Origin of the sequence: Streptomyces sp. NBC_00029, from assembly GCF_045160505.1 — a bacterium.
In the GTDB taxonomy this organism is placed as follows: domain Bacteria; phylum Actinomycetota; class Actinomycetes; order Streptomycetales; family Streptomycetaceae; genus Streptomyces.
Genome location: NZ_CP108292.1, coordinates 908,782 through 930,940, shown reverse-complemented (window position 1 = coordinate 930,940; position 22,159 = coordinate 908,782). Strand labels below are relative to the sequence as shown.

General features: G+C 69.7%; 17 protein-coding genes and 1 pseudogene. 11 read left to right on the top strand and 7 right to left on the bottom strand.

Going from position 1 to position 22,159, the window contains the following annotated elements:
* Positions 1 to 321: 321 nt before the first annotated feature.
* Positions 322 to 606, top strand: a complete 285-nt coding sequence (locus OG753_RS04600; protein WP_326746971.1) for an SHOCT domain-containing protein — start codon at positions 322 to 324, stop codon at positions 604 to 606.
* A gap of 135 nt (positions 607 to 741) precedes the next feature.
* On the opposite strand, the gene OG753_RS04595 is transcribed toward OG753_RS04600, so the two are convergent.
* Positions 742 to 3,111 (bottom strand): phosphoketolase family protein, encoded by a 2,370-nt coding sequence (locus OG753_RS04595; protein WP_326746970.1) that lies wholly within the window; start codon positions 3,109 to 3,111, stop codon positions 742 to 744.
* A gap of 244 nt (positions 3,112 to 3,355) precedes the next feature.
* On the opposite strand from OG753_RS04595, the gene OG753_RS04590 reads away from it, so the two are divergent.
* Positions 3,356 to 4,231: a universal stress protein gene (locus OG753_RS04590; RefSeq protein WP_326746969.1), complete on the top strand. Its 876-nt coding sequence runs from the start codon at positions 3,356 to 3,358 to the stop codon at positions 4,229 to 4,231.
* 68 nt (positions 4,232 to 4,299) lie between these two features.
* Here the strand turns inward: OG753_RS04590 and OG753_RS04585 are convergent, their stop codons facing one another.
* Positions 4,300 to 5,025: a response regulator transcription factor gene (locus OG753_RS04585; RefSeq protein WP_326746968.1), complete on the bottom strand. Its 726-nt coding sequence runs from the start codon at positions 5,023 to 5,025 to the stop codon at positions 4,300 to 4,302.
* Positions 5,026 to 5,286: 261 nt separating this feature from the next.
* Here OG753_RS04585 and OG753_RS04580 point away from each other — a divergent pair, with 261 nt between their 5' ends.
* Positions 5,287 to 5,613, top strand: coding sequence for an STAS domain-containing protein (locus OG753_RS04580; protein WP_389128385.1), 327 nt, complete (start codon positions 5,287 to 5,289; stop codon positions 5,611 to 5,613).
* Positions 5,614 to 5,739: 126 nt separating this feature from the next.
* Positions 5,740 to 6,234, top strand: a complete 495-nt coding sequence (locus OG753_RS04575; protein ID WP_326746966.1) for a pyridoxamine 5'-phosphate oxidase family protein — start codon at positions 5,740 to 5,742, stop codon at positions 6,232 to 6,234.
* Between the two features lie 16 nt (positions 6,235 to 6,250).
* Here OG753_RS04575 and OG753_RS04570 read toward each other — a convergent pair whose 3' ends face one another.
* Positions 6,251 to 7,933, bottom strand: a complete 1,683-nt coding sequence (locus OG753_RS04570) for a GAF domain-containing sensor histidine kinase (protein WP_326750310.1) — start codon at positions 7,931 to 7,933, stop codon at positions 6,251 to 6,253.
* 180 nt (positions 7,934 to 8,113) lie between these two features.
* Here OG753_RS04570 and ppk2 point away from each other — a divergent pair, with 180 nt between their 5' ends.
* Together ppk2 and OG753_RS04560 are read left to right on the top strand one after the other, a co-directional pair.
* A complete protein-coding gene (gene ppk2 / locus OG753_RS04565) occupies positions 8,114 to 8,908 on the top strand; it encodes a polyphosphate kinase 2 (RefSeq protein ID WP_405787282.1) in 795 nt (264 codons plus the stop codon).
* 54 nt (positions 8,909 to 8,962) lie between these two features.
* Positions 8,963 to 10,662: pseudogene (locus OG753_RS04560) on the top strand (SulP family inorganic anion transporter).
* A 148-nt stretch (positions 10,663 to 10,810) separates the two neighbouring features.
* Here the strand turns inward: OG753_RS04560 and OG753_RS04555 are convergent.
* Positions 10,811 to 11,650, bottom strand: a complete 840-nt coding sequence (locus OG753_RS04555) for a hypothetical protein (RefSeq protein ID WP_405787281.1) — start codon at positions 11,648 to 11,650, stop codon at positions 10,811 to 10,813.
* A 733-nt stretch (positions 11,651 to 12,383) separates the two neighbouring features.
* On the opposite strand from OG753_RS04555, the gene OG753_RS04550 reads away from it, so the two are divergent.
* The 4 genes from OG753_RS04550 to OG753_RS04535 all read left to right on the top strand — a co-directional run bounded on the left by OG753_RS04550 (position 12,384) and on the right by OG753_RS04535 (position 17,198).
* Positions 12,384 to 13,607, top strand: a complete 1,224-nt coding sequence (locus tag OG753_RS04550) for an arginine deiminase (RefSeq protein WP_326746965.1) — start codon at positions 12,384 to 12,386, stop codon at positions 13,605 to 13,607.
* Between the two features lie 73 nt (positions 13,608 to 13,680).
* Entirely contained in the window at positions 13,681 to 14,682 is a 1,002-nt protein-coding gene (argF, locus tag OG753_RS04545; protein ID WP_326746964.1) for an ornithine carbamoyltransferase, read from the top strand.
* 33 nt (positions 14,683 to 14,715) lie between these two features.
* On the top strand, positions 14,716 to 15,669 hold the full coding sequence (gene arcC, locus OG753_RS04540; RefSeq protein ID WP_326746963.1) for a carbamate kinase: 954 nt from the start codon (positions 14,716 to 14,718) through the stop codon (positions 15,667 to 15,669).
* On the top strand, positions 15,666 to 17,198 hold the full coding sequence (locus tag OG753_RS04535; protein ID WP_326746962.1) for a YfcC family protein: 1,533 nt from the start codon (positions 15,666 to 15,668) through the stop codon (positions 17,196 to 17,198). The genes arcC and OG753_RS04535 overlap by 4 nt, the downstream gene beginning before the upstream one ends.
* A gap of 703 nt (positions 17,199 to 17,901) precedes the next feature.
* Here OG753_RS04535 and OG753_RS04530 read toward each other — a convergent pair.
* From OG753_RS04530 to OG753_RS04520, 3 genes are all read right to left on the bottom strand, one after another.
* Entirely contained in the window at positions 17,902 to 18,834 is a 933-nt protein-coding gene (locus OG753_RS04530; protein ID WP_405787279.1) for a universal stress protein, read from the bottom strand.
* A gap of 86 nt (positions 18,835 to 18,920) precedes the next feature.
* Entirely contained in the window at positions 18,921 to 19,718 is a 798-nt protein-coding gene (locus tag OG753_RS04525; RefSeq protein ID WP_405787277.1) for a sigma 54 modulation/S30EA ribosomal C-terminal domain-containing protein, read from the bottom strand.
* 305 nt (positions 19,719 to 20,023) lie between these two features.
* Positions 20,024 to 20,710 (bottom strand): CBS domain-containing protein, encoded by a 687-nt coding sequence (locus OG753_RS04520; protein WP_326746959.1) that lies wholly within the window; start codon positions 20,708 to 20,710, stop codon positions 20,024 to 20,026.
* 346 nt (positions 20,711 to 21,056) lie between these two features.
* On the opposite strand from OG753_RS04520, the gene gap reads away from it, so the two are divergent.
* On the top strand, positions 21,057 to 22,085 hold the full coding sequence (gene gap / locus OG753_RS04515) for a type I glyceraldehyde-3-phosphate dehydrogenase (RefSeq protein ID WP_326746958.1): 1,029 nt from the start codon (positions 21,057 to 21,059) through the stop codon (positions 22,083 to 22,085).
* Positions 22,086 to 22,159 lie beyond the last annotated feature (74 nt).

Below are 22,159 nucleotides of genomic sequence, written 5' to 3'. Positions count from 1 at the left end.
GAGGCCACCCTAGAGGGACACCATGTTGTCACTGCGCCCACCCGCTGTGCCACGGCCGTCATTGCTGTCGGCACTCGGCTTCCGGCACAACTTCTGCGGTGAAGAGCCGACTCTTGCGGTGTGGCCCGGGGCGGGAAGCGGCCTCCGTTCGGGTCCCCGCTTTCCGTCTGGAGGCAGACACGGCCACAGGCATGGGACTATCGGCCCTGGTCGCGACCCCGACCGGCCCATGCCCGGACGACACGGGCCGACGGACAGTGAGGACATGGGGCACATGCCCTGCGGGCCGTGTCCCAGACCATCGCAACAGGAGCGTGAGCCATGTTCTGGTACGACCACGGAATGGGCGGATGGGGCTGGGTCGCCATGACGTTCACCATGGTCCTCCTCGTGGCCCTGGCCGTCGCGGGAGTCGCACTGCTCCTCCGCAGTGTCGACCGCTTCCCCTCGGGCCCAGGGCAGCCCCCGGCTGCGCCTTCCGCCAAGCAGGTGCTCGCCGAACGGTTCGCCCGAGGCGAGATCGACGAAGAAGAGTACGAACAACGTCTGACCGCACTACGTGCGCACGGGCCGGGTCAAGACCGGCCAGGATCGGGAGAGAGCTGAACCCATCCTTCCGGAAGGGTGGCAGGCAGCGACTGAGGACCTGCGGAATCTTGTTCGTCGGCTGACCCCGCTTGTGTTCATCCCCCCATCTGGGTGACGGCGTCTCAGAACGTGCAGCACTGGTTCCCGTGCCGATCAGTACGGCCAGGACCAGTCCGCGACCTCCGGGAGGTCGGTGCCGTGCTCGCGGATCCAGTCGTGGTGGCGGATGTGCTGGTCGGCCATGGCCTGGCGCAGGCCCTCGCCGCGGCTTGCGAGGCCGGGAACGCGGTCGATGACGTCCATGACGAGCCGGTAGCGGTCCATGTCGTTGCGCACGACCATGTCGAAGGGGGTGGTCGTGGTGCCGGACTCCTTGTAGCCGCGGACGTGCAGGTGGGGGTGGCCGGTACGGCGGTAGGCGAGGCGGTGGATGAGCCACGGGTAGCCGTGGTAGGCGAAGATCACCGGCTTGTCGGTGGTGAAGAGGGCGTCGTACTCGGGGTTCGTCATGCCGTGGGGGTGTTCCTCGTGGGGCATGAGCCGGGCGATGTCGACGACGTTGACGACGCGGACGGCCAGCGAGGGGAGGTGCTCGCGGAGCAGGGCCGCGGCGGCCAGCACCTCCATGGTGGGTACGTCGCCGGCGCAGGCGACTACGACGTCCGGTTCGCGGGAGCCGTGGTCGGTGCCCGCCCACTCCCAGATGCCGGCGCCGCGCGTCACGTGGGTGCGGGCCTCGTCGATGGGCAGCCAGTCGAAGCAGGGCTGTTTGCCGGCGACGATGACGTTGACCTGGTCGCGGCTGCGCAGGGCGTGGTCGGCCACGGCGAGGAGGGTGTTGGCGTCCGGCGGCAGGTAGACCCGTACCACCTCGGGGCTCTTGTTGAGGACGTGGTCGACGAATCCGGGGTCCTGGTGCGAGAAGCCGTTGTTGTCCTGGCGCCAGACGTGCGAGGTGAGCAGGTAGTTGAGGGAAGCGATGGGCGCTCGCCAGGACAGTTCGCGCGAGGTCTTCAGCCACTTGATGTGCTGGGCGACCATGGAGTCGACGATGTGGGCGAAGGCCTCGTAGGTGGAGAAGAGGCCGTGGCGGCCGGTGAGGAGGTAGCCCTCCAGCCAGCCCTGGCAGACGTGTTCGGAGAGGATCTCCATGACCCGGCCGTCGCGTGACAGGTTCCGGTCCGTGGCCTCCGTGATGCCCTGCCAGGCCTTGCCGGTGGCTTCGTACAGGTCGTCCAGCCGGTTGGAGGCGGTCTCGTCCGGACCGACGACCCTGAAGTCCCGTCGCTCAGCCGTGTCCCGCATGATCTGCGTGAGGAAGCGGCCGAGGACGCGGGTCGGTTCGTGGAGGGTGCGGCCGGGCTTGTCGACGGGGACGGCGTGCTGGTCGAGCGCGGGCAGCGGGAGCGGCCGCAGGAGGCGGCCCCCGTTCGCGTACGGCACGGCGCCCAAGCGGTGCTCGCCGTCCGGCACGCAGGCCAGGACCTGGGCCGTCGGCCGACCGTCGGCGTCGAAGAGCTCCTCCGGCCGGTACGAGCGCAGCCAGGCCTCCAGCTGCTGCAAGTGTGCCGGGTTCTCGCGCACACCGGCGAGCGGGACCTGGTGGGCCCGCCACGTGCCCTCGACCGGGTCGCCGTCGACGTTCGCCGGACCGGTCCAGCCCTTGGGCGTGCGCAGCACGATCATGGGCCAGCGTGCGTACTCTCGGCCGGGGTCGGTGCCCGCCGTCCGTGCCTCTTGCTGGATGAGGGCGATGCGGTCCAGGGCGTGGTCCATCGCGCGGGCCATGGCGTGGTGCACCTGGGCGGGGTCACTGCCGGTCACGTACAGCGGGTCGTGCCCGTAGCCGCGCAGCAGCGCGTCGAGCTCGTCCTCGGGGATCCGGGACAGGACGGTCGGGTTGGCGATCTTGTAGCCGTTCAGGTGCAGGATCGGCAGGACCGCGCCGTCGTGGACCGGGTCGAGGAACTTGTTCGAATGCCAGGACGCGGCGAGCGGACCGGTCTCGGCCTCGCCGTCGCCGATGACGCAGGCGACCAGCAGGCCGGGGTGGTCGAAGGCGGCTCCGTAGGCGTGGGCGAGGGCATAACCCAGCTCCCCACCCTCGTGGACGGAACCGGGGGTCTCCGGCGCCACATGGCTCGGCACCCCGCCGGGGAAGGAGAACTGCCGGAACAGCTTGGCCATGCCGTCGGCATCGCGGCTCACGTCCGGATACGTCTCGCTGTATGTCCCTTCCAGCCAGGAGTTGGCCAGGACGGCGGGACCTCCGTGTCCCGGACCCCAGACGCACAGGGCCTCCAGCGCACGCTCCTTGACCACGCGGTTGAGGTGCGTGTGCACCAGGTTGAGGCCGGGCGAGGTGCCCCAGTGGCCGAGCAGCCGCGGCTTGATGTGCTCCGGCCTCAGCGGTTGGGTCAGCAGGGGGTTGCCCATGAGGTAGATCTGACCGACGGCCAGGTAGTTCGCGGCGCGCCAGTGGGCGTCCAGCTGCGAGATCGAGTGCGCGGTCAACGCGGTCATGTCCGCTCCTGCGTCTGAGGGTCCGGGACGTTCGTCGACGGGGCCGATACCGACACCCTGCCCCTGCTGTGGTGCGGCCGCGAGAGGAGGACCGGCCCTCGAGGAGGGACCGTTGGCCCTTCTGCGCCCCTGCCCAGCACGAGCAAGGTGAATCCCGGTGGCGCCGGTCCTTCCCCCGGCCGGCGCCACCCAATCCCCGCCGGCCGACCCCGATGCCTCTCGCATCAGTACGGAGGACAGACCTGTGAAGCGCACCCTCGTTGTCGGAGTGGACGGATCCCCGGAAAGCCGGGCCGCCGCGGACTGGGCCGCGCGCGAAGCCGTACGGCGTGACCTGCCCCTGCACGTGGTCCACGCCTGGCTGTGGCAGCCGCTCGCCGTCCCGATCGTCCAGGACCGCGACACCGAATCCCGCCGGGCCGACGACATCCTGAACGAGGTCGAGCAGGAGCTCACCCACCGGTACCCGTCGCTCGCGCTCACCGCAGAAGTCCTGTGCGACACGCCCGTGCCGGCCCTGCTGCGCACCGCCAAGGAAGCCGAGCTGCTGATCCTCGGCACCCGCGGGCACGGAGCCCTGCTCGGCTTCCTGCTCGGCTCCTACGGTCAGCAGGTGATCGCGGCCGCCGAGTGCCCCGTCGTCTCCGTCCGATCCCGCCACGGCAGGCCGCTGGCCGTGCCGGAAGAGGGCGAGGTCGTCGTGGGACAGCAGGGTGGAGTGGAGGAATCAGCCGAGGTACTGCGCGTCGCGTTCGAGGCGGCCGCGGCGCGCAAGGTCCCGCTCCGCGCCGTCCGGGCCTGGAACCTGCCCCCGGTGTACGGATACAGCCCCGGCTCGATGTGGATCGCCGAGCAGTTCGGCGGTCTGGAGCCGTTCGAGAAGGCCGCGCTGGACCAGGCGCTGGAGCCGTGGCGGCTGAGGTTTCCCGAGGTGGAGGTCGTCGCGCACGTGGAGCGGGGCAGCGCCGGCCACGTGCTGCTGTCGGAGGCTTCGGACGCCCAGCTGGTCGTCGTCGGCCGCCGGGTCCGCGAGTCGGCGGTGGGTACGCGCATCGGTTCGGTGGCCCATGCCGTGCTCCACCACGCGGCCTGCCCCGTCGCTGTCGTCCCGCACCACTGACGCCGAATCGACGGTTGAAGCCGGGCTCGCCGTCGTGCGGCGTGCCCGGCCCTTACCGTGGGCGGTTCCTACTCCGCGGCCGGGATCGGGTGCCGGCCGGGTGGGGTCAGCGCGTGGCTGGCGATCACCGCGGCCTGGACGCGCCGCTCCACGCCGAGTTTGATGAAGAGCCGCGAGATGATGTTCTTGACGGTCTTCTCCGCGAGGTGCAGCTGCTTGCCGATCTCCCGGTTGGTGAGACCCTCACTGACCATGAGGAGGATCTCCTTCTCCCGGTCCGTGGAGCCGGGAAGACCCGTGACTTGTTCCTCCTTCGGCACGTCGCCGCGTATGCGGGCCATCAGCCGCGTGGTGGCGCCGGGGTCGAGCATCGACTGGCCGGAGGCCACCGTCCGGACGGCGGTCACCAGGTCGGTGCCGGTGATCTGCTTGAGGACGTAGCCGGAGGCCCCTGCCATCACGGCGTCCAGGAGTGCCTCCTCGTCGTCGAACGACGTGAGCATCAGGCAGGCCAGCTCGGGCATCCGTGAGCGCAGCTCCCGGCAGACGCTGACTCCGTCGCCGTCCTGGAGCCGTACGTCCAGGATCGCGACCCGGGGGCGCAGTGCGGGGATGCGGATCAGCGCCTGTTCCGCCGTGCCCGCTTCACCGACCACGGTCAGGTCGGACTCGGCGTCCAACAGGTCGTGCACCCCTCTGCGCACGACCTCGTGGTCGTCGAGCAGGAAGATGCTGATGGGAACGGTCGCGCCGCTCGCGCTCGTCGCGTGGGAGTGGGCACCGCTGCCGGTCATGACGCAACTCCTTCGCCTGGTATGTCCTGAACGCACGAACACCGGCATCCTGCCTCCCGTACGGGCGGAACGGACAGTGCCGATTGGCACTCATCGGCCTGCCGCTGCGCGCGGCAGGGCCGGTGTGGGCAGAGGAGGAGGGACCTTCGGCCCTGTCCGAGGGCCTGCCGGGCCTTCCCGAGTGCACTCAGCACCCGATGAACTGCGGGTGCACGGGGAACGGCGCGACTCGACGGAGCCGCACGCAGCGCGGAGGACACCATGACGACCGCCTTGATCGACCTGAGGACCGTGGCACGCGACGACCGCGGCCTGAGGATGGCCCTGGCCGGAGAGCTCGACTTCCATACGGCGGGACGAGTGGAACCACGCCTCGCCGAACTCGCCGGATTCGGCCACCGCAACATGGTCCTGGACTTGTCCGGGATCTCCTTCTGCGACAGCTCAGGCATCGAACTCTTCCTCCGGCTCCACCAGCGCTGCCGTAGCGCGGGCACGCAGCTCTTGCTCTGCGGCGTACCACCCCTGCTGGTCAAGTCCATGCAGGTGCTCGGTGTCGACCGCGGCCTGCCGCTCGCCGTGACGTGATCGAGCGGGTGTCCGAATCTCGCCCCCTGACGGGGACCGTTCGGCCCTGGTTCTCCCGTGGATCGCGGTGAAGGCTGGGACGCGGAAGCCGCAAGGGCCCATCGGGGCCGGACGAAGGTAAGCAGCATGGATCACGAAGGCAACCCGCTACGGGCCCGAGAGGTCGGTGACACGACAGCCCGCCGCTACATGCGGGAGCTGGACAGGGCCGAGGCCCTGCGGCTGCTCTCGACAGTGTCCCTGGGGCGCATCGTCTTCACACAGCACGCGCTGCCCGCCGTCCGCCCGGTGAACCATCTCGTCGAGAACGAGGCCATCATCGTCCGGATACATGAGGACGGGGCATTGGCATCCCTGGCGGCACCCGCCGACGCTCCCGGCGTGGTGGTCGCTTACGAAGCGGACGTCATCGATTCCGTCACGCACCTCGGTTGGAGCGTTGTCGTCACTGGTTACGCGAGGGTGGTGTCAGATGCCGACGAGATGGACCGGTACGCGCACTTGCTGCGTCCATGGGTGGCGCACCGGATGACCAGCACCCTGAGGATCCGTCCGGATCTCGTCACCGGGTTCCGGCTGGAGGCGGACCCGACGCAGCCCGTGCCCGCGGCCCGGGGCTGACGCCTTGCCCCGGTCCTCAGCCCCCGGTGGGGAGGGGAGCCCGCCAGACGAGCCTTGTACCCCCGTCATCCGGAGTCTCGTGAGTGAAGGAGCCGCCCAGGCTCCGCGCCCGCTCGTCGAGGTTGAGCAGGCCGCTTCTGCGGCCTTGGGCCGGAATGCCCTTCCCGTTGTCCGAGACGGTCAGCACAACCTCGCCCTGGCCCGCCTTGAGGGTCACTCCGACCCGGGTCGCCTGTGCGTGGCGGGCGGCGTTGCTGAGGAGTTCACCCAGCACAGCCATGACGTGGTCGGCGATCTGTGGAGGTACGTCGGTGTCGAGCAGGCCCTCCATGCTCAGGCGCGGCGGATGGCCGAGGGTGGTGGCCGCGTCGCCGACGGCACGGGCGGCGCGCGCCCGCAGACCAGGGCCGCCCTCGCGGTCCTTGGTACGCAGCCCGAAGATCGTCGACCGGATGATCTTGATCGTTTCGTCCAGGTCGTCGACCGCCCGGCCGACCCTTTCGGCGGCCCCATCGTGCTCGACGAGCCGGGCGGCGCTCTGCAAGGTCATGCCGGTGGCGAAGAGACGCTGGATCGCCAGGTCGTGCAGGTCACGGGCGATTCGGTCGCGCTCCTCCAGCAGTGCTATCTGCTCGGCGTCCCGGCGCCGCTCCGCCAGCTCCAGGGCGAGTGCGGCCTGACCTGCGAAGGCGACGAGGGGCTCCAGCTCGCCCTCGCCGAACGCCGGCTCTCCCGCCGGGCGCGCGAGCAGCAGGACACCTCTGCTTTCGCCGCCCGCGGTGCCCAAAGGGACGGCCACGGCGGGCCCCAACCCTTCCTGAACCTGGGACTCAGCGGGATAGCGCTCGTCGGCCCAGGCTTGCACCGCTGTGACGGGTTTGCCGGCCAGGTGCGCCGCTCCTGCGAGCGTGCCCGCGAAGGGGACGACGAGACCTTGCCGCTCGGCTCCGTCCGCATCGGCCGCGAACTCCACGACCAGGCCGTCGATACCCGCCACGGGCATGGCGATGTCCGCGAGGCGTGCCGCGGTGATCTCTTGTGCGCGGCGGGCGATGAGCTCCAGTACCGCCGGGCGGGAGCTGCCGGACAGCAGGCTTTCGGTGATTTCCGCATTGGCCTTGAGCCATCGCTGCTGGCGCTGCGAGCCCTCGTAGAGCCGCGCGTTGTCGATCGCGACACCCGCCGCCACCGAGAGGGTGGAGATCACCGTCTCGTCCTCGGTGTCGAAATCGATCCCGCCACGCTTGTCGGTCAGATAGAGATTGCCGAACACCTCCTCGCGGACCCGGATCGGCACACCCAGGAACGTACGCATCGGCGGGTGATGGGCCGGAAAGCCGTAGGACGAGGAGTGCGCGCCGAGATCCGTCAGGCGCAGCGGTTCCGGGTGGTGGATGACCTCCCCGAGCAGGCCGTGGCCGGCCGGCAGGGGACCGATCTCGGCGATCTCCGCATCCGTGAGACCCACGGTCAGGAACTGTGAGAGAGTCCGGCCGTCGGGGCCGATCACTCCCAGCGCGCCGTATTCGGCGTCGACGAGCAGCGCGGCCGCCTCCACGATCCGCCGCAGTACCTGGGCGAGATCCAGCTCCCGCCCCACCGACACCACGGCTTCCAGGAGGCTGTGCACCCGGTCGCGGGTGCCGCGCACCTCGTCGATGCGCGCTTGGAGCTCGTCCAGCAGCTCGTCCAGCCGCATCCGCGGTACCTGCGTCAACGGATCCCTCACACCCACGTGCTTCCCCTCCGACGGCTCGCTCGGTTGCCCGATCCACGGTCAGCGTATCGACACGCCCGGGCCCGATGGGCATCGTTGCGCGCGGATGCCAGCCGAGACTGACGTGACCGAAGCGCCGGACGACGACGGGGAGGATGCGCCATGGGCCTGAAGAAGGCGGTCTACGAGGACGAGCTGCTGCGGCTCCAGACGGAGCTGATCAAACTCCAGGAGTGGGTGCGCGCTGAGGGCGCCCGGCTGGTGGTCGTCTTCGAGGGCCGTGACGCGGCGGGCAAGGGAGGAGCGATCAAGCGTGTCGCAGAACACCTCAACCCCCGTGTCGCACGCATCGCGGCCCTGCCCACGCCGACGGAGCGGGAGCGCAGCCAGTGGTACTTCCAGCGCTACGCCGAGCACCTGCCCGCCGCCGGCGAGATCGTCCTGTTCGACCGCAGCTGGTACAACCGCGCCGGAGTCGAGCACGTCATGGGCTTCTGCACACCCGCGGAACACCGGCTCTTCCTGCGCCAGTGTCCACTCTTCGAGCGCATGCTCGTCGAAGACGGGATCCTGCTCCGCAAGTACTGGTTCTCCGTCAGCGACGCAGTGCAGGAGGAGCGGTTCCGCGCCCGGGCACAGGACCCACTGCGGCGCTGGAAGCTCTCCCCGATGGACCTGGAGTCCCTCACACGCTGGGAGGCGTACTCGCGAGCCAAGGACGAAATGCTCGTCCACACCGACACGGCGGACGCCCCCTGGTACGTGGTCGAGAGCGACGACAAGCGCAGCGCGAGACTCAACATGATCGCCCACCTGCTGTCCTCGCTTCCCTACGCGGACGTGGCCCTGCCGTCGCTCACCATGCCGCCCCGCCCTCCTTCCACGGGATACCAGCGACCTCCCAAGGACCTCCAGAACGCCGTCCCCGACCACGCGTCCACGCTCGGGAACGACTGAAGCACGGCAGATCCCGACGCGGAGTCGCCAAGTGCACCGTCAGCGAGGAGCGCGATGTCCGCACGTGGAAGGCCGTCCCTGCTGCCCCTCGGTCTCCGGGGGTACCGCCGGCCGTGGCTCGGCCGGGACGCACTGGCCGGAATCACCGTGGCCGCCTATCTGGTGCCCCAGGCCATGGCCTACGCGGGGGTGGCCGGGCTGCCACCGGTCGCGGGACTCTGGGCCGTGCTGCCCGCCATGGTGCTCTACGCCCTGATCGGTTCCTCACGGCTGCTGTCGGTGGGACCCGAGTCGACCACCGCGCTGATGACGGCCGTCGCCGTGGGGCCGCTCGCAGGAGGGGACCCGGGCCGGTACGCGGTGCTCGCGGCGGCCCTCGCCGTGGTCGTCGGCCTGGTGTCGCTGGCGGCCTGGGCCGTGCGCCTCGGCTTCCTCGCCGACCTGCTCTCACGGCCCGTGCTCGTCGGCTACCTCGCCGGTGTCGCCCTGATCATGATCGTCGACCAGCTGCCCCGGCTCACCGGAGTAAGAGCCACCGGCTCCGGCTTCTTCTCACAGCTGTACACCTTCGCCCTCAACGTCTCGGACGTTCACTGGCCGACCGTCGGCCTGGCCGCCGCTGTGCTCGTCCTGCTCCTGGTGGCGCCGAGGTACTGGCGGCTGGTTCCGCGTCCCCTGCTCGCCCTTGTCGCCGTCACAGCCCTGGTGGCGGCATTCGGGCTGGACGAGCGGTACGGGATCGCCGTGATCGGATCCGTACCCTCCGGGCTGCCGGTGCCCGCGCTGCCGTCCCCCGGTGACCTGCCGCAGCTGGTGATCCCGGCGCTGGGCGTCCTTCTCGTCGGCTACTCGGACGTGATCCTCACCGCCCGGGCCTTCGCCGACCGGGGCGACCCGCTTCCGCTGGACCCCAACCGTGAGCTGCTCGCCCTGGGGGCGGCGAACCTGGGGGCGGGCGTCATGCACGGGTTCCCCGTCAGCAGCGCGCCAGCCGCACCGCGTTGGCCCAGTCGGCGAAGGCACGGAGCCAGGCTTACTCCCTGTTCGCCGCACTCGCGGTACTGATGGTCCTCCTCTTCCTGGGGCCGCTCCTGGCCCACACCCCGAGCGCCGTCCTCGGCGCCATCGTCGTCTACGCCGCCGTCCGCCTCGTCGAACTGGGCGAGTTCCAGCGCCTCGCGGGCTTCCGCCGGCGCGAGCTGCTGCTGGCACTCGGATGCCTCCTGGGGGTTCTGGCCCTCGGCATCCTGTACGGCGTGCTCGTCGCCGTCACCCTGTCCGTGGTCGAGTTGCTGGCCCGTGTGGCCCGCCCGCACGACGCCGTGGAAGGCATGGTGCCCGGGCTCGCCGGCATGCACGATGTGGACGACTACCCGACGGCGCGGACAGTTCCGGGGCTGCTGATCTACCGCTACGACTCGCCGCTGTTCTTCGCCAACGCGGAGAACTTCCGCCGTCGTGCCCTGGCAGCGGTCGACGAACAGAACTCTCCGACGCGGTGGTTCGTCCTCAACACCGAGGCGAACGTAGAGGTGGACATCACGGCCCTGGACGCCGTGGACGCACTCCGCCAGGAACTCGAGGACCGGGGCATCGTCCTGGCCCTGGCCAGGGTCAAGCAGGAACTCCGCGAAGACCTGGATGCCTACGGGCTGACCGCCTCGGTGGGCGCCGACCGCATCTATCCGACCCTCCCCACGGCTTTGGAGGCATATCGGGCATGGAGCCGCGGGGCAGGGTACGAGGCTGAATGAGCAGGACCTGCCGCCCCGAAAAGTGCCGCCCGGCCCCTGCTGGTGACTAAGTCGGGGGAATGCGGTCCGGGTGGTTCGGGTGTTCGCTGGGATCGTCTGCCGCCATGCGCCGGGGGCGGCTGCCCATGTCGGGGGTGAAGTCTTTGGCTCAGCATCCTGCGAAGACGGGAGCCCATGTGAGAAGGATTCCGTTGGCTTCCGTGAGCGAGGTCCATCTCGGTTCAGTTGGCCGCTTCTCCAGGGCCAGGACGGGGCATACCCGAATGTCGGTGCGCCCGAGCTGTAGCTGGTGCGTGTAGTCGAGGACTTGCCCGATCCCCAGGCGAATCTGCTGATCCTCACTCGCGCCGGTCAAGCTCTTGACCTCGGCGATGAAGATGTCATCGGCACGTGACCAGCCGGCGTCGAATCGTGGGGCATTGCGTGCGTGCCCGCGTACCTCGACCTGCTGGTAGGCCAGGTGCTCGATGAGTGCGGCGATGGTTGCCTCGTGAGCCCTGGTGCCCCTGTCGAGGTGATCGAGGTCGAGCGACAGGGCTCCGGTTCCGTGCTGCCCGACCTTGCGTCGATGAAGGGGGCCGCCCAAGATCCCGTCTCCGGAGCGGGCGAGGACGAAGACGCCGTCGTCCGCGCCCTGAGCCCGTTGCAGCTCTCGGCAGGGCGCGGGATTTCCATCGATCAAGTCGACGAATCCGTTCCCATCCACCACGCATACGTGATGTCCTTGCTCGCGTTCCCGTGCGGCGAGGACGAGTTTCTTGCTGTACTCCCGGTGCGAGTCGGTTACGAGCTGACTGGCGAGATCGCCGTGGACGACGACGGTGATCTTTCGGGAGAAGTCCGGCTTGGAATTCGCACCGAACTGCTGGATCATCTCCTCGCAGTCCTTTCGAATGACCCATTCGCCATCCATGAGGACTTTGCCGGTGAAGCAGAGGGTTTGCTCGCTCAAAGTATGAACCCAGCCGTCGCAGGGTTTGACGTCCATGCGGCCTCTCCATGTGTCGGCACCTTGCGCAACGATGACGGCGCTCGCATACGCGCCCTGGAATTTCGAGGGTGGATTCCTGGTGACTGGTGATATGTCGTGGCAGGCGGCAGCGGACGGGGAGTTCCTAGCCCTTGCCGGGCGGGCCCTCGAGCCAGGCTTGATGGGTTCCTCGGCCGCAGTTATCAAATTCCGTTCCAGCTCCCGCACGAATGGCCTAACGATGTAGCGGCTGGATGGTCACTTAACTGCAAGAAAACCGGATCTCGGTGCCGATTTCGACGTTCGCGCAGACCCTCAGTGTGTTCTCGACGTCTGTGTCGTCGTAGAGCGGTTTGGCGGGGCGGTCGTGGAGGTCGGCCGCTGTACGTGCCCGTCACCGGGTGGCGCGTTCTGGGGCGCCGTCATGTACGCCGCGCGGGACCCCTGCCGGCCGCCCGTGGCCCTTGCACGGCACACAGACCTCTGACCGCGGGTGTCCCTCGTCCCCGCCGCGTTCGGTTCCCGACCGTCGCCATGCAGGGCCGAAGGGCCCTGCGCAGCGACCGAACGGCTCCCCCCGGAGAGTGCCGACCGGCCCGCCAACAGGGACTGTTGCCGCCGGGCATGAGGGGGCGCGAGTGACAGAGTTCAAGTGCTCCCCGAGGCGCCCCCCCAGAGGACGCCCGGCCGGGCGCACATCCCATTTCGGCGCCCGTCGAGCGCACCTTCCGTCTCACCTCCGGGGGACCCCATGACGTTTCACGTCGACTCCGAGACCGGCCGGCTGCGGCAGGTCATCCTGCACCGCCCCGACCGCGAAATGACACGCCTCACACCCACCAACAAGGACGAGCTCCTCTTCGACGACGTGCTGTGGGCCAAGCGCGCCCGCGACGAGCACGACGCGTTCGCCGATGTCCTGCGGGACCGCGGAGTGCGCGTGCACCTCCTCGCCGACCTGCTCACCGAGACGTTGGACGGCATCGAGGCACGGCAGCTCGTACTGGACCGGGTCTTCGACGAACGCGAGTTCGGCATCCTCGGCACCGACCGGCTCCGCACGCACTTCGACTCCCTGGAGCCGGCCGCCCTGACCGCCTGCCTCATCGGCGGCGTCACCAAGGCGGAACTGCTCGAGCGTACGGGCCCGATACCGAGCGTACGACTGCACGCCATGGCGCCCGACGACTTCCTCCTAGCGCCGCTGCCCAACCATCTGTTCACCCGCGACACCTCGTGCTGGGTGTACGACGGCGTGAGCGTCAACCCGATGAACAAACGGGCACGCCGCCGTGAAACGGTTCACTTCGAAGCCCTCTACCAGCACCACCCCCTTTTCGCGAAGGGGGAGTTCCACCGGTGGTCCGACGGACAGGCGGCCTATCCCGCCACCATCGAGGGCGGCGACGTCCTGGTCATCGGCAACGGCGCGGTGCTCGTCGGCATGAGCGAGCGCACCACGCCTCAGGCCGTGGAGAATCTCGCCCTGCGCATGTTCGCGGCGGGTTCCGCCCAGCGGGTCGTGGCCGTCAGCCTGCCGAAGAGCCGCAGCTTCATGCACCTCGACACGGTCATGACGATGGTCAGCGGCGACACCTTCACCCGATACGCCGGCCTCGGCATGCTGCCTTCCTCCACGATCGAACCCGGGACCGGCGGGGAGGGGCTGAGGGTCACCGACCACGCCCCCGAGGACATGGACCGGGCCATCGCCGACGCGCTGGGTCTGCCGTCCATCAACGTCCTCACCCCGAGCCAGGACCTGCGGTCCGCCGAGCGGGAGCAGTGGGACGACGGCTGCAACGTGCTGGCCGTGGAACCCGGCGTGGTCGTCGCCTACGAGCGCAACGTGACCACCAACACCCACCTGCGCAAGAGCGGTATCGAGGTGATCACCGTTCGAGGCAGCGAACTCGGCCGGGGCCGTGGCGGCCCGCGGTGCATGACCTGTCCCATCGAGCGCGAGGCCGCCTGACCACCCCTCCCGCGCCCCCGCGTCCCGGTGATCCGCGCGCCGCACACACCCCGTACACATCAAGGAGCCCGCCATGCACGACGACCTGCACCAGCGCCCGTTCGTCAAGGAACTCGACTTCACTCCCGAGGAGTTCCGCCACCTGCTGGAACTCTCCGCCTCCATCAAGACGGCCCGCCGCGAGGGACGCGAGGAGCAGCGGCTGCGCGGCAAGAACATCGCCGTCATCTTCGAGAAGACGTCGACGAGGACCCGATGCGCCTTCGAAGTGGCCGCGCACCAGCAGGGCGCGCACGTGACCTACCTCGACCCGGCCGGCTCCCAGCTCGGGCACAAGGAGTCCATCAAGGACACCGCACGCGTCCTCGGCCGCTACTACGACGGGATCGAATACCGGGGCAGCGACCAGCGCCTGGTGGAGGAGCTGGCCCAGCACGCCGGCGTTCCGGTCTGGAACGGCCTGACGGACCAGTGGCACCCCACCCAGTCGCTCGCCGACGTGCTCACCATGTGGGAGCACACCGACAAACCGCTGAACCAGGTGTCCTTCGCCTACCTGGGCGACGCCAGGAACAACGTCGGCAATTCCCTGCTGATCGTCGCGGCGATGCTCGGCATGGACGTACGCATGGTCGGCCCGCGGTCCCTGCACAACGCCTCCGACGTCGTCGACCACGCGCGGCGGGCGGCGGCCGTCAGCGGTGCGCGCATCACCCTGACCGAGGACGTGACCGAAGGCGTGGCCGGCGTCGACTTCGTCTACACCGACGTATGGCTCTCCATGGGAGAGCCGCCGGAGATGTGGGACGAGCGCATAGCCCTGCTCAAGCCGTACCAGGTGACAGCGAAGACCCTGGAGGCGACGGGCAACCCGGCGGTCAAGTTCATGCACTGCCTTCCGGCCTTCCACAACAGCGACACCACCGTCGGCGCCAAGATCGCTGCGCGGACCGGCATGACCGCACTGGAGGTCACCGAGGAGGTGTTCGAGTCCTCGCACTCCATCGTGTTCGACCAGGCCGAGAACCGGCTCCACACCATCAAGGCCGTCCTCGTCGCCACCCTCGGCGACTGAACCGGCATCCCCTCGACCTCCGGAGAACACGTCATGCGTGTAGTCGTCGCATTGGGCGGCAACGCCCTGCTCCGCCGCGAGGAGCGGCCGGACGCCGCCGTACAGTTCGCCAATATCCGCGCTGCTGTGTCCGCGCTCGCCCCCCTCGCGCACGAGCACGAACTCGTCATCACCCACGGCAACGGACCTCAGGTCGGCGTGCTCGCTCTCCAGAGCGCCGCCGACCGCTCCCTGAGCAGCCCCTACCCCTTCGACGTCCTCGGCGCGGAGACCCAGGGCATGATCGGCTACTGGCTGCTCCAGTCCCTGCAGAACGCCCTGCCCGAACGGCAGGTCTGCGCCCTGCTCAACCAGACCCTCGTCTCCGCGGCCGACCCCGCCTTCACCGACCCGGCCAAATTCGTGGGCCCGGTCTACGACCGGACCGAAGCGGAGCGACTGGCCGCCGAACGCGGCTGGACGGTCAAGCAGGACGGCGCCCACTGGCGACGCGTCGTACCGTCCCCCCGTCCACAACGCGTCGTGGAAACACGGCTCATCCGGCTGCTGCTCAACTCGGGAGCGGTGGCCGTGTGCGCAGGAGGCGGCGGCGTACCGGTCATCCGTGACGAACAGGGGCAGCTGACCGGCGTCGAAGCCGTGGTGGACAAGGACCTCACCGCCGCCCTCCTGGCCGAGGCGCTCGACGCCGACGCGCTCCTGCTCCTCACGGACGTTCCCCACGTCTCGCTCGGCTACGGCACCCCCGGCGCCGAGCCCATCGGACGGACCACACCCGCAGCCCTGAGAGCCCAGCAGTTCCCCGCCGGATCCATGGGACCCAAGGTCGACGCCGTGTGCCGGTTCGTCGAGCTCACCGGCGGAATGGCGGCCATCGGCGCTCTCGAAGACGCCCGAGCCATCCTCGACGGAGCCGCCGGCACCGTCGTCACACCCAGCGGCAGCTACCGCGAAGCCCGCCACGACGGAACACAGGACCTGACATGACTCTGCAGAGCGCACCCGCATCCCCACAGCCGGCCAGAGCCAGAACGGACTCCGGCGCGCCCGACGCCCCACGGCGGCGGCTTCGGTTCCCGTCCGCCTTCACCGTCCTGATCGTCGTCACCGTCGCAGTCTGGGCCCTGACGTTCGTCATCCCCGCCGGCCGCTACGACACCGAGGACGGCAGCCCCGTACCGGGCACCTACCACTCCGTAGAACTGACCACCGGATTCTGGGAGCGGCTCAAAGACCTGTTCCTCGCCCCGGTCAACGGTCTGTACGGCGTCACCGACGCCGGGACCGGCCTCACCGCACCTGGCGGCACCGGCTCCTTCGCGGGCGCGGCGGGCGTGTTCCTCTTCATACTGGCCGTGGGCGCGTTCATCACCGTCACGATGCGCACCGGGGCACTCACGACGGGAGTGGCGCGCCTCGCGCAGCGTCTGCACCACCGCAGGACCCTGCTGTTGGTGGTCCTGCTGACGGTGTTCTCCCTCGGCGGGACCACGTACGGCATGGCCGAGGAAACCCTAGGCTTCTACGGGCTGATGATCCCCCTGATGCTGAGCCTGGGCTACGACCGCATGGTCGCTGCGACGGTCGTCATGGTGGGAGCCGGGGTCGGCACCCTCGCCTCGACCGTCAACCCCTTTGCCACCGGAGTGGCTTCCGACAGCGCCGGCATCGGCACGGGAGACGGCATCGTCCTGCGACTGGTGATGTGGGCCTGCCTGACGGCCCTGGCAGCCGCTTACGTCGTGCGCTACGCCCGCCGCGTCACCGAGGACCCCTCCCGGTCGCTGACACCCCTCACCGAGGACGACCTCCGCATCAAGGCCGAGGGTGGCGAAGCGGCGAAGCTCACGAGTCGCCAGCGCACGGTCCTGTGCCTCTTCGCGACCACGTTCCTCTTCATGATCTTCGCCGTCGTCCCCTGGTCCGATCTGCACGTCACCTTCCTGCCCACCCTCGGCTGGTACTTCCCCGAACTCGCCGCCCTGTTCATCGTCGCGGCGGTCGCCGTGGGGCTGGTCGGCGGCCTGGGCGAGAAGGGAACGGTGACCGCCGTCACCGCCGGCGCAGGGGACTTCATCGGAGCGGCGTTGATCGTCATGCTGGCCCGGGGAGTCACGGTGATCATGAACAACGCCAGTGTCACCGACACCATCCTCGACGTCCTGCAGAGCGCGGTGGCCGACACATCCTCCGGCGTGTTCGCCGTACTGATGTTCGCGGTGAACCTCCCGCTGGCCTTCTTCGTCCCCTCCTCGTCCGGCCACGCGGCCCTCGCAATGCCCATCCTCGCCCCCCTGGCCGACTTCGCCGGAGTGAGCCGGGCCCTGGTGGTGACCGCGTACCAGTCGGCTTCCGGATGGGTGAACCTCGTTACGCCCACCTCGGCCGTCGTCATGGGAGGCCTCGCCCTTGCCAAGGTCCGCTACGACCGGTACCTGCGCTTCATGGCACCACTGATGGGTGCTCTGCTGGTGGCCGTCGCCGGATTCCTCGCACTCGGTGCGGCAGTGCGCTGAATCGCTACGGGGCAGGCAAGTGGCCGGCTGGTCGGGACACCGACCAGCCGGCCACCGTCGTGTGCCCAGCACGAGGCGGACCTGTGGGCTCCGCCGGACGGCGCCAACAGGGCCCTGGGCGCTCCTCTGAGCCGCGACCGTGAGCTCAGGCGGGGCATGGTGTCCGTGGCCGCTCAAGGAGGTGGGGCCTCATGCCCGGACTGCCGGCCATCGGAGCGACTGCACGGGCGCGATTCCCGTCCTCGCTGTGGACTGGCGGTGCGACAGCGCCGACGGGCCACTGGTGGGGCGCCCGCCCCACCGGATGGCCGTCTCGCTGCGGCTGCTGATACGGATACGCTCGCGGCGTCGGGCGGCCACCCATCGGGGTTGGCAGGCCTGAGAGTTGCGCCAGCGCAGGCGGGCGGGCAAGGCCTGCACGGACGCTTTGGTCGAGGTGGTGGGGACGGGCGGGGAACTGCCGCAACGGTCCTTCCCGGCCGGCCTGTGGACCCGGACCGACCGCCCCATCCCGCCCCTCGCCGCGGTGGCTTCCGTCTTTTCCACCCGGTACGACAAGCAACGCACCGACCACTGCGGTCGCAGCACACCAGGAGCCCCCGTCGCGCAGCTGCGCGACGAGGGCTCCTGGTGTCAAGGGGCGACGGCGTCCGTCGGGGGACCGCAGCCGGGGTGCATCCGTCCTCGGTGAGGCTCGCGACGATCAGAGATGAGGGACGACCGCCACGGGCGTCGTGGCGTGGTGCAGCACTGCGTGGGTGACCGGGCCGATGTGTGCTCCGACCGCCGCCCGGCGTATGCGCCGTCCGACGACCAGCAGCGAGGCTTCCTTCGACGCTTCCACGAGGTGGCCCGCGGGCCGTCCCACCAGGCACTGCTCCTTGACCTCGACCTGGGGGAACTTGCCGCGCCACGACCGCAGTACGTCGGTGAGTGCGCTCGCCTCGCGCAGTCCCAGCGCGACGCCGTGGCCAGGGTCGGCCGCCGCAGGGTCGTACCCTTCGACCACCGGTACGCTCCAGCCGTGCACGACCCGCAGGGTGGCCGCTCGGGCAGCGGCGGCTTCGAATGCGTACGCGAGCAGCTCGTCGCACGGCCTGGAGAGGTCGAGGCCGAGCACCACGTCGCGGCACTGCCCCTTGCGGTCCCCGTGGTCGCCCGTCCCCGGGAGCGGTTCACACTCGGCCCGTTCCCCGGCCCGTACGGCGACGACCGGACGCTCGGCGTGCGCGATGACGGGCAGGGACACCGATCCGGTCAGGAAGCCGGCCAGGCCACCCAGCCCTCGTGAACCCACGACCAGGACTTCCGCCTTCTCTGCGGCGGACAGCAACACCTCCGCGGGGCGGCCGTGCACCTGCTCGACGCTGATCTCCAGGCCGGGGTGCGCCGCCCGCAGCCGGTCGGACGCGTCGTGGGTGACCTGCTCGGCGTAGTGCTGTGCGGCGGTCGCCCCCTCACAGGGCGCGGTGTCCAGGCCGGTGAACGGGGCGTGGGCGAAGGCCCGTGACCAGTCCTGCCAGACGTGCAGGAGGTGCAGGGGCAGACGGCGCATCTGTGCCTCGTGGGCGGCCCAGTCCGCAGCGGCCAGCGACTCGGCCGAGCCGTCCACAGCGGCGATGACGGTACGTGACATGATTCCTCCGGGTGAGGGGTCTTCGGGTGGTTTGCGGCACTGGTCCGGGGACCGGCGGCCGGGCGCGCGGCGTCGCCCGGAACGTGTTACCGGGACGGAGTGATCAGCCCGTAGTGGCCGTCGTAGCGGTGGTAGAGGACGCAGCCCCGGCCGGTGGCCGTGTCGTTGAAGAAGACGAAGGGCAGCCCGGTGAGGTGCAACCGTGAAACGGCCTCGGTCACACTGCTCGTCGGCACGGGAACCGTGCTCACGCCGAGCAGACCGTCGACCTCCCGTTCCTGACCCAGAGGTCCCAGCGAAGCCATGCGATGCCGCCCGGTACGGACGTCGCGGTAGACGACGCTGTCGCGCCCGGAGGCCAGGTCCGTGAAGAGCCAGAAGTCGTGGTCCATGGCCTCCAGGTCGATCACGGCGTCCTCAGGCGTCTGGTGGACCAGGCTGAAGGACTTGTGCCGCACGATCCGGCGCTCTTCGGCGGGAACGTGATGCCGGTGCGGACGGTGGTCGTGCGGTGCGCCGTCCCGCGATGTCCGGCTGGGCGTGCCGTTGCGGTGGGGGCCGCCCGCCGCATACCGCCGTGGCCGGGTGAGCCGGGCAGCCAGGCGCTCCTGCAGGAGGTCGACCGCTTCGAACATGCTGTTCGCGGCCACGTGGGCGCGAACCATCCGGCCGTTGACGTCCACCACGGCCTGAGCCGTGGCCGGGCGGTTCGCCGAAGTGTTGACGGCTTGCGTGAGCTTCACCCGCACGGTCGGCACGGGTCCGCGCACGTGGCCGATCACCGCGAGCATCTTTCCCTGGGCGTACACGTCCGCGCCATCGGGCAGCTGCCCTCGGTTGCGGACCTGGACGTCGGCTGTCCGGCTGGTCTTGAGACCGCTCATGAGAACTCCTCCTCGATCCCTTTCAGCCTGTCTGCCGGCGGCCGCTCCCGGGCAGAGCCGTCCGGACCCCGCCACGGCGCCACTGGTACCGACACCACCCGAGAAACCGGGACTTCCGGTCGGCCGGACAAGGCCGTTCGGCCTACAGACCCAGAGACGGGCAAGTCGACGAGCCCCGGCCTGATATCGCGTGACGTGCCGGACCGACAGCACGGCTCGGGTCGGCGGCTCCGGGTCGCCGCGACCGGCCGCGGTGACCGCCGCCGCTCGGCCGACGGAAGAGCCCGTGGTGTCCCGCCCTGTTGTCAGTGATCGCTTTCGCGGGCGGTTGTCAGCCGGTTCACCACACCCACCACACCGTCCACGCGCCACGTGACTCTGATCAACGCCGTTGTATCGAGGGCAGGTTCGGATGACCCCACCATGGTGACCATCCCGTCGCGAACGTCGATGCGGAGCCCGTCGATGCGGTGGGCGGCCGGCGTCCGGCCGGAGACGGCATCGGCGACGTCCGCGAGGATCTCCTCGTCCGTCCTCAGGAAGACGCGCAGCAGATCACGTCGCGTGGTGATGCCGATCAGACGGTCTTCCTCGTCCACCACCGGCAACCGGTCGACGTGGCGACGTTCCATGATGCGCGCGGCGTCGGCGACGCGCTGTTCGGGATGCACGGTTACAGCCGGGCTGGTCATCAGCTCGCCTGCCGCCATGGCGAGTCCCGCGACGGCGTGAGCGTCGGCCGGTCGCCGTGGTGTGAGCGCCATCCGATGCCGCCCGGAGTCGTGCCGGCCGAGACAGCCCTGTTGCCTGGCAAGGTCTTTCCGGGAGATGACGCCCATGACCTTGTCGTCGTCATCCACCACCGGCAGCCCGCCGATCCGATGGGCGATGAGCATGCGAGCCAGTTCTTCGAAGGAGGTGTCCGGGCGGGCCTGGACCACCTCGCTGGTCATGACTTGGCCCACCGTCCGTTCTTCGACCACGGTGCTCATCTCCACTCGTCTCGCAGGTTTCCGGATACCGCCGATGGCGCCCCGGCCTCTGACTGCCCGCCGACCGCTGTGCTCAGCGCGCAGGGGGCCGGGAAGCCCCGGGTTCGTCTGCTCCTCATGCTTGCCGTTGCTTCCAGAGTGGGGCGGAGGACGGCCGGGGGGACAGAACCGGTCAGGACCCGCACGCCGGGCCGTTCGGCCCGTGACAGGCCGGGCCGGGCGGGGCCCGCCGGGGGAGAGGGCCCAACGGCCCTGGCGTGCACCCCGTTCGACCCCTGCCCGCGGCGCGACATGCCCCCCAGGCTGGCACCACTCGCATCGGCACCCAAGGGAAGGGGCGGCGGAGATGACCGTACGCATCGGAATCAACGGCTTCGGACGCATCGGCCGGAACTACCTGCGCTGCGTCATGGAACGCGCGGAGACGAGCAACGGCACCCCCATCGAGGTGGTGGCCGTCAACGACCTCACCTCCCCGGCTGCGCTGGCCCATCTGCTCACCTACGACTCCACCTACGGCCGACTCCACCGCACCGTTGATCACGACGGCGAATCCATTACGGTGGACGGTCACCGCATCGCGGTCACGTCCCGGCGCGACCCCGCCGACCTCCGGTGGGACGCGCTCGGCGTGGACGTCGTCATCGAGGCCACCGGACGCTTCCGCACCAAGGAGGAAGCGGGCCGGCACCTGACGGCAGGAGCACGCAAGGTGCTGCTGTCCGTCCCCGGCAAGGGCGTCGACGCCACCATCGTCATGGGCGTCAACGAGTCCGCGTACGACCCGCGCGTCGACCACGTGATCTCCAACGCGTCCTGCACCACCAACTGTGTGGCTCCCATGATGAAAGTCCTCAGCGAGCGCTTCGGCATCGTCAAGGGACTGATGACCACCATCCACGGCTACACCAACGACCAGGTCGTGCTCGACGGCCCGCACAAGGACCTGCGCCGCGGCCGCACGGCCGCAGTGAACATCATCCCGACCAGCACCGGCGCTGCCCGCGCCGTTGGCCTGGTGCTCCCCGAACTCGCGGGCACCCTGGACGGCATCGCCGTGCGCGTGCCGGTCGAGGACGGCTCGCTGACCGACCTCAGCCTGGTGCTGGCACGGCAGGTGTCCGCACAGGACGTCAACGACGCTTTCCGGGAAGCCGCCGAGGGACCGCTGAAGGGCGTCCTGAGGGTGAGCGATGCCCCGATCGTCTCGCGCGACATCGTCGGCGACCCCGCCTCGTGCATCGTGGACGCCCCGCTGACTCAGGCCAACGGCAACCTGGTCAAGGTCTTCAGCTGGTACGACAACGAGTGGGGCTACACCAACCGTCTCGTCGACCTGACCCAGTACGTCGCCACGTTGCTCGACGTCCGGTGAGCCGGCGGCAGCCCGGGCAGCGGACGCCGTAGAGGCACGGAAGGCCGGGTGGTGGCGCAAGCCTCTGCGCTGCC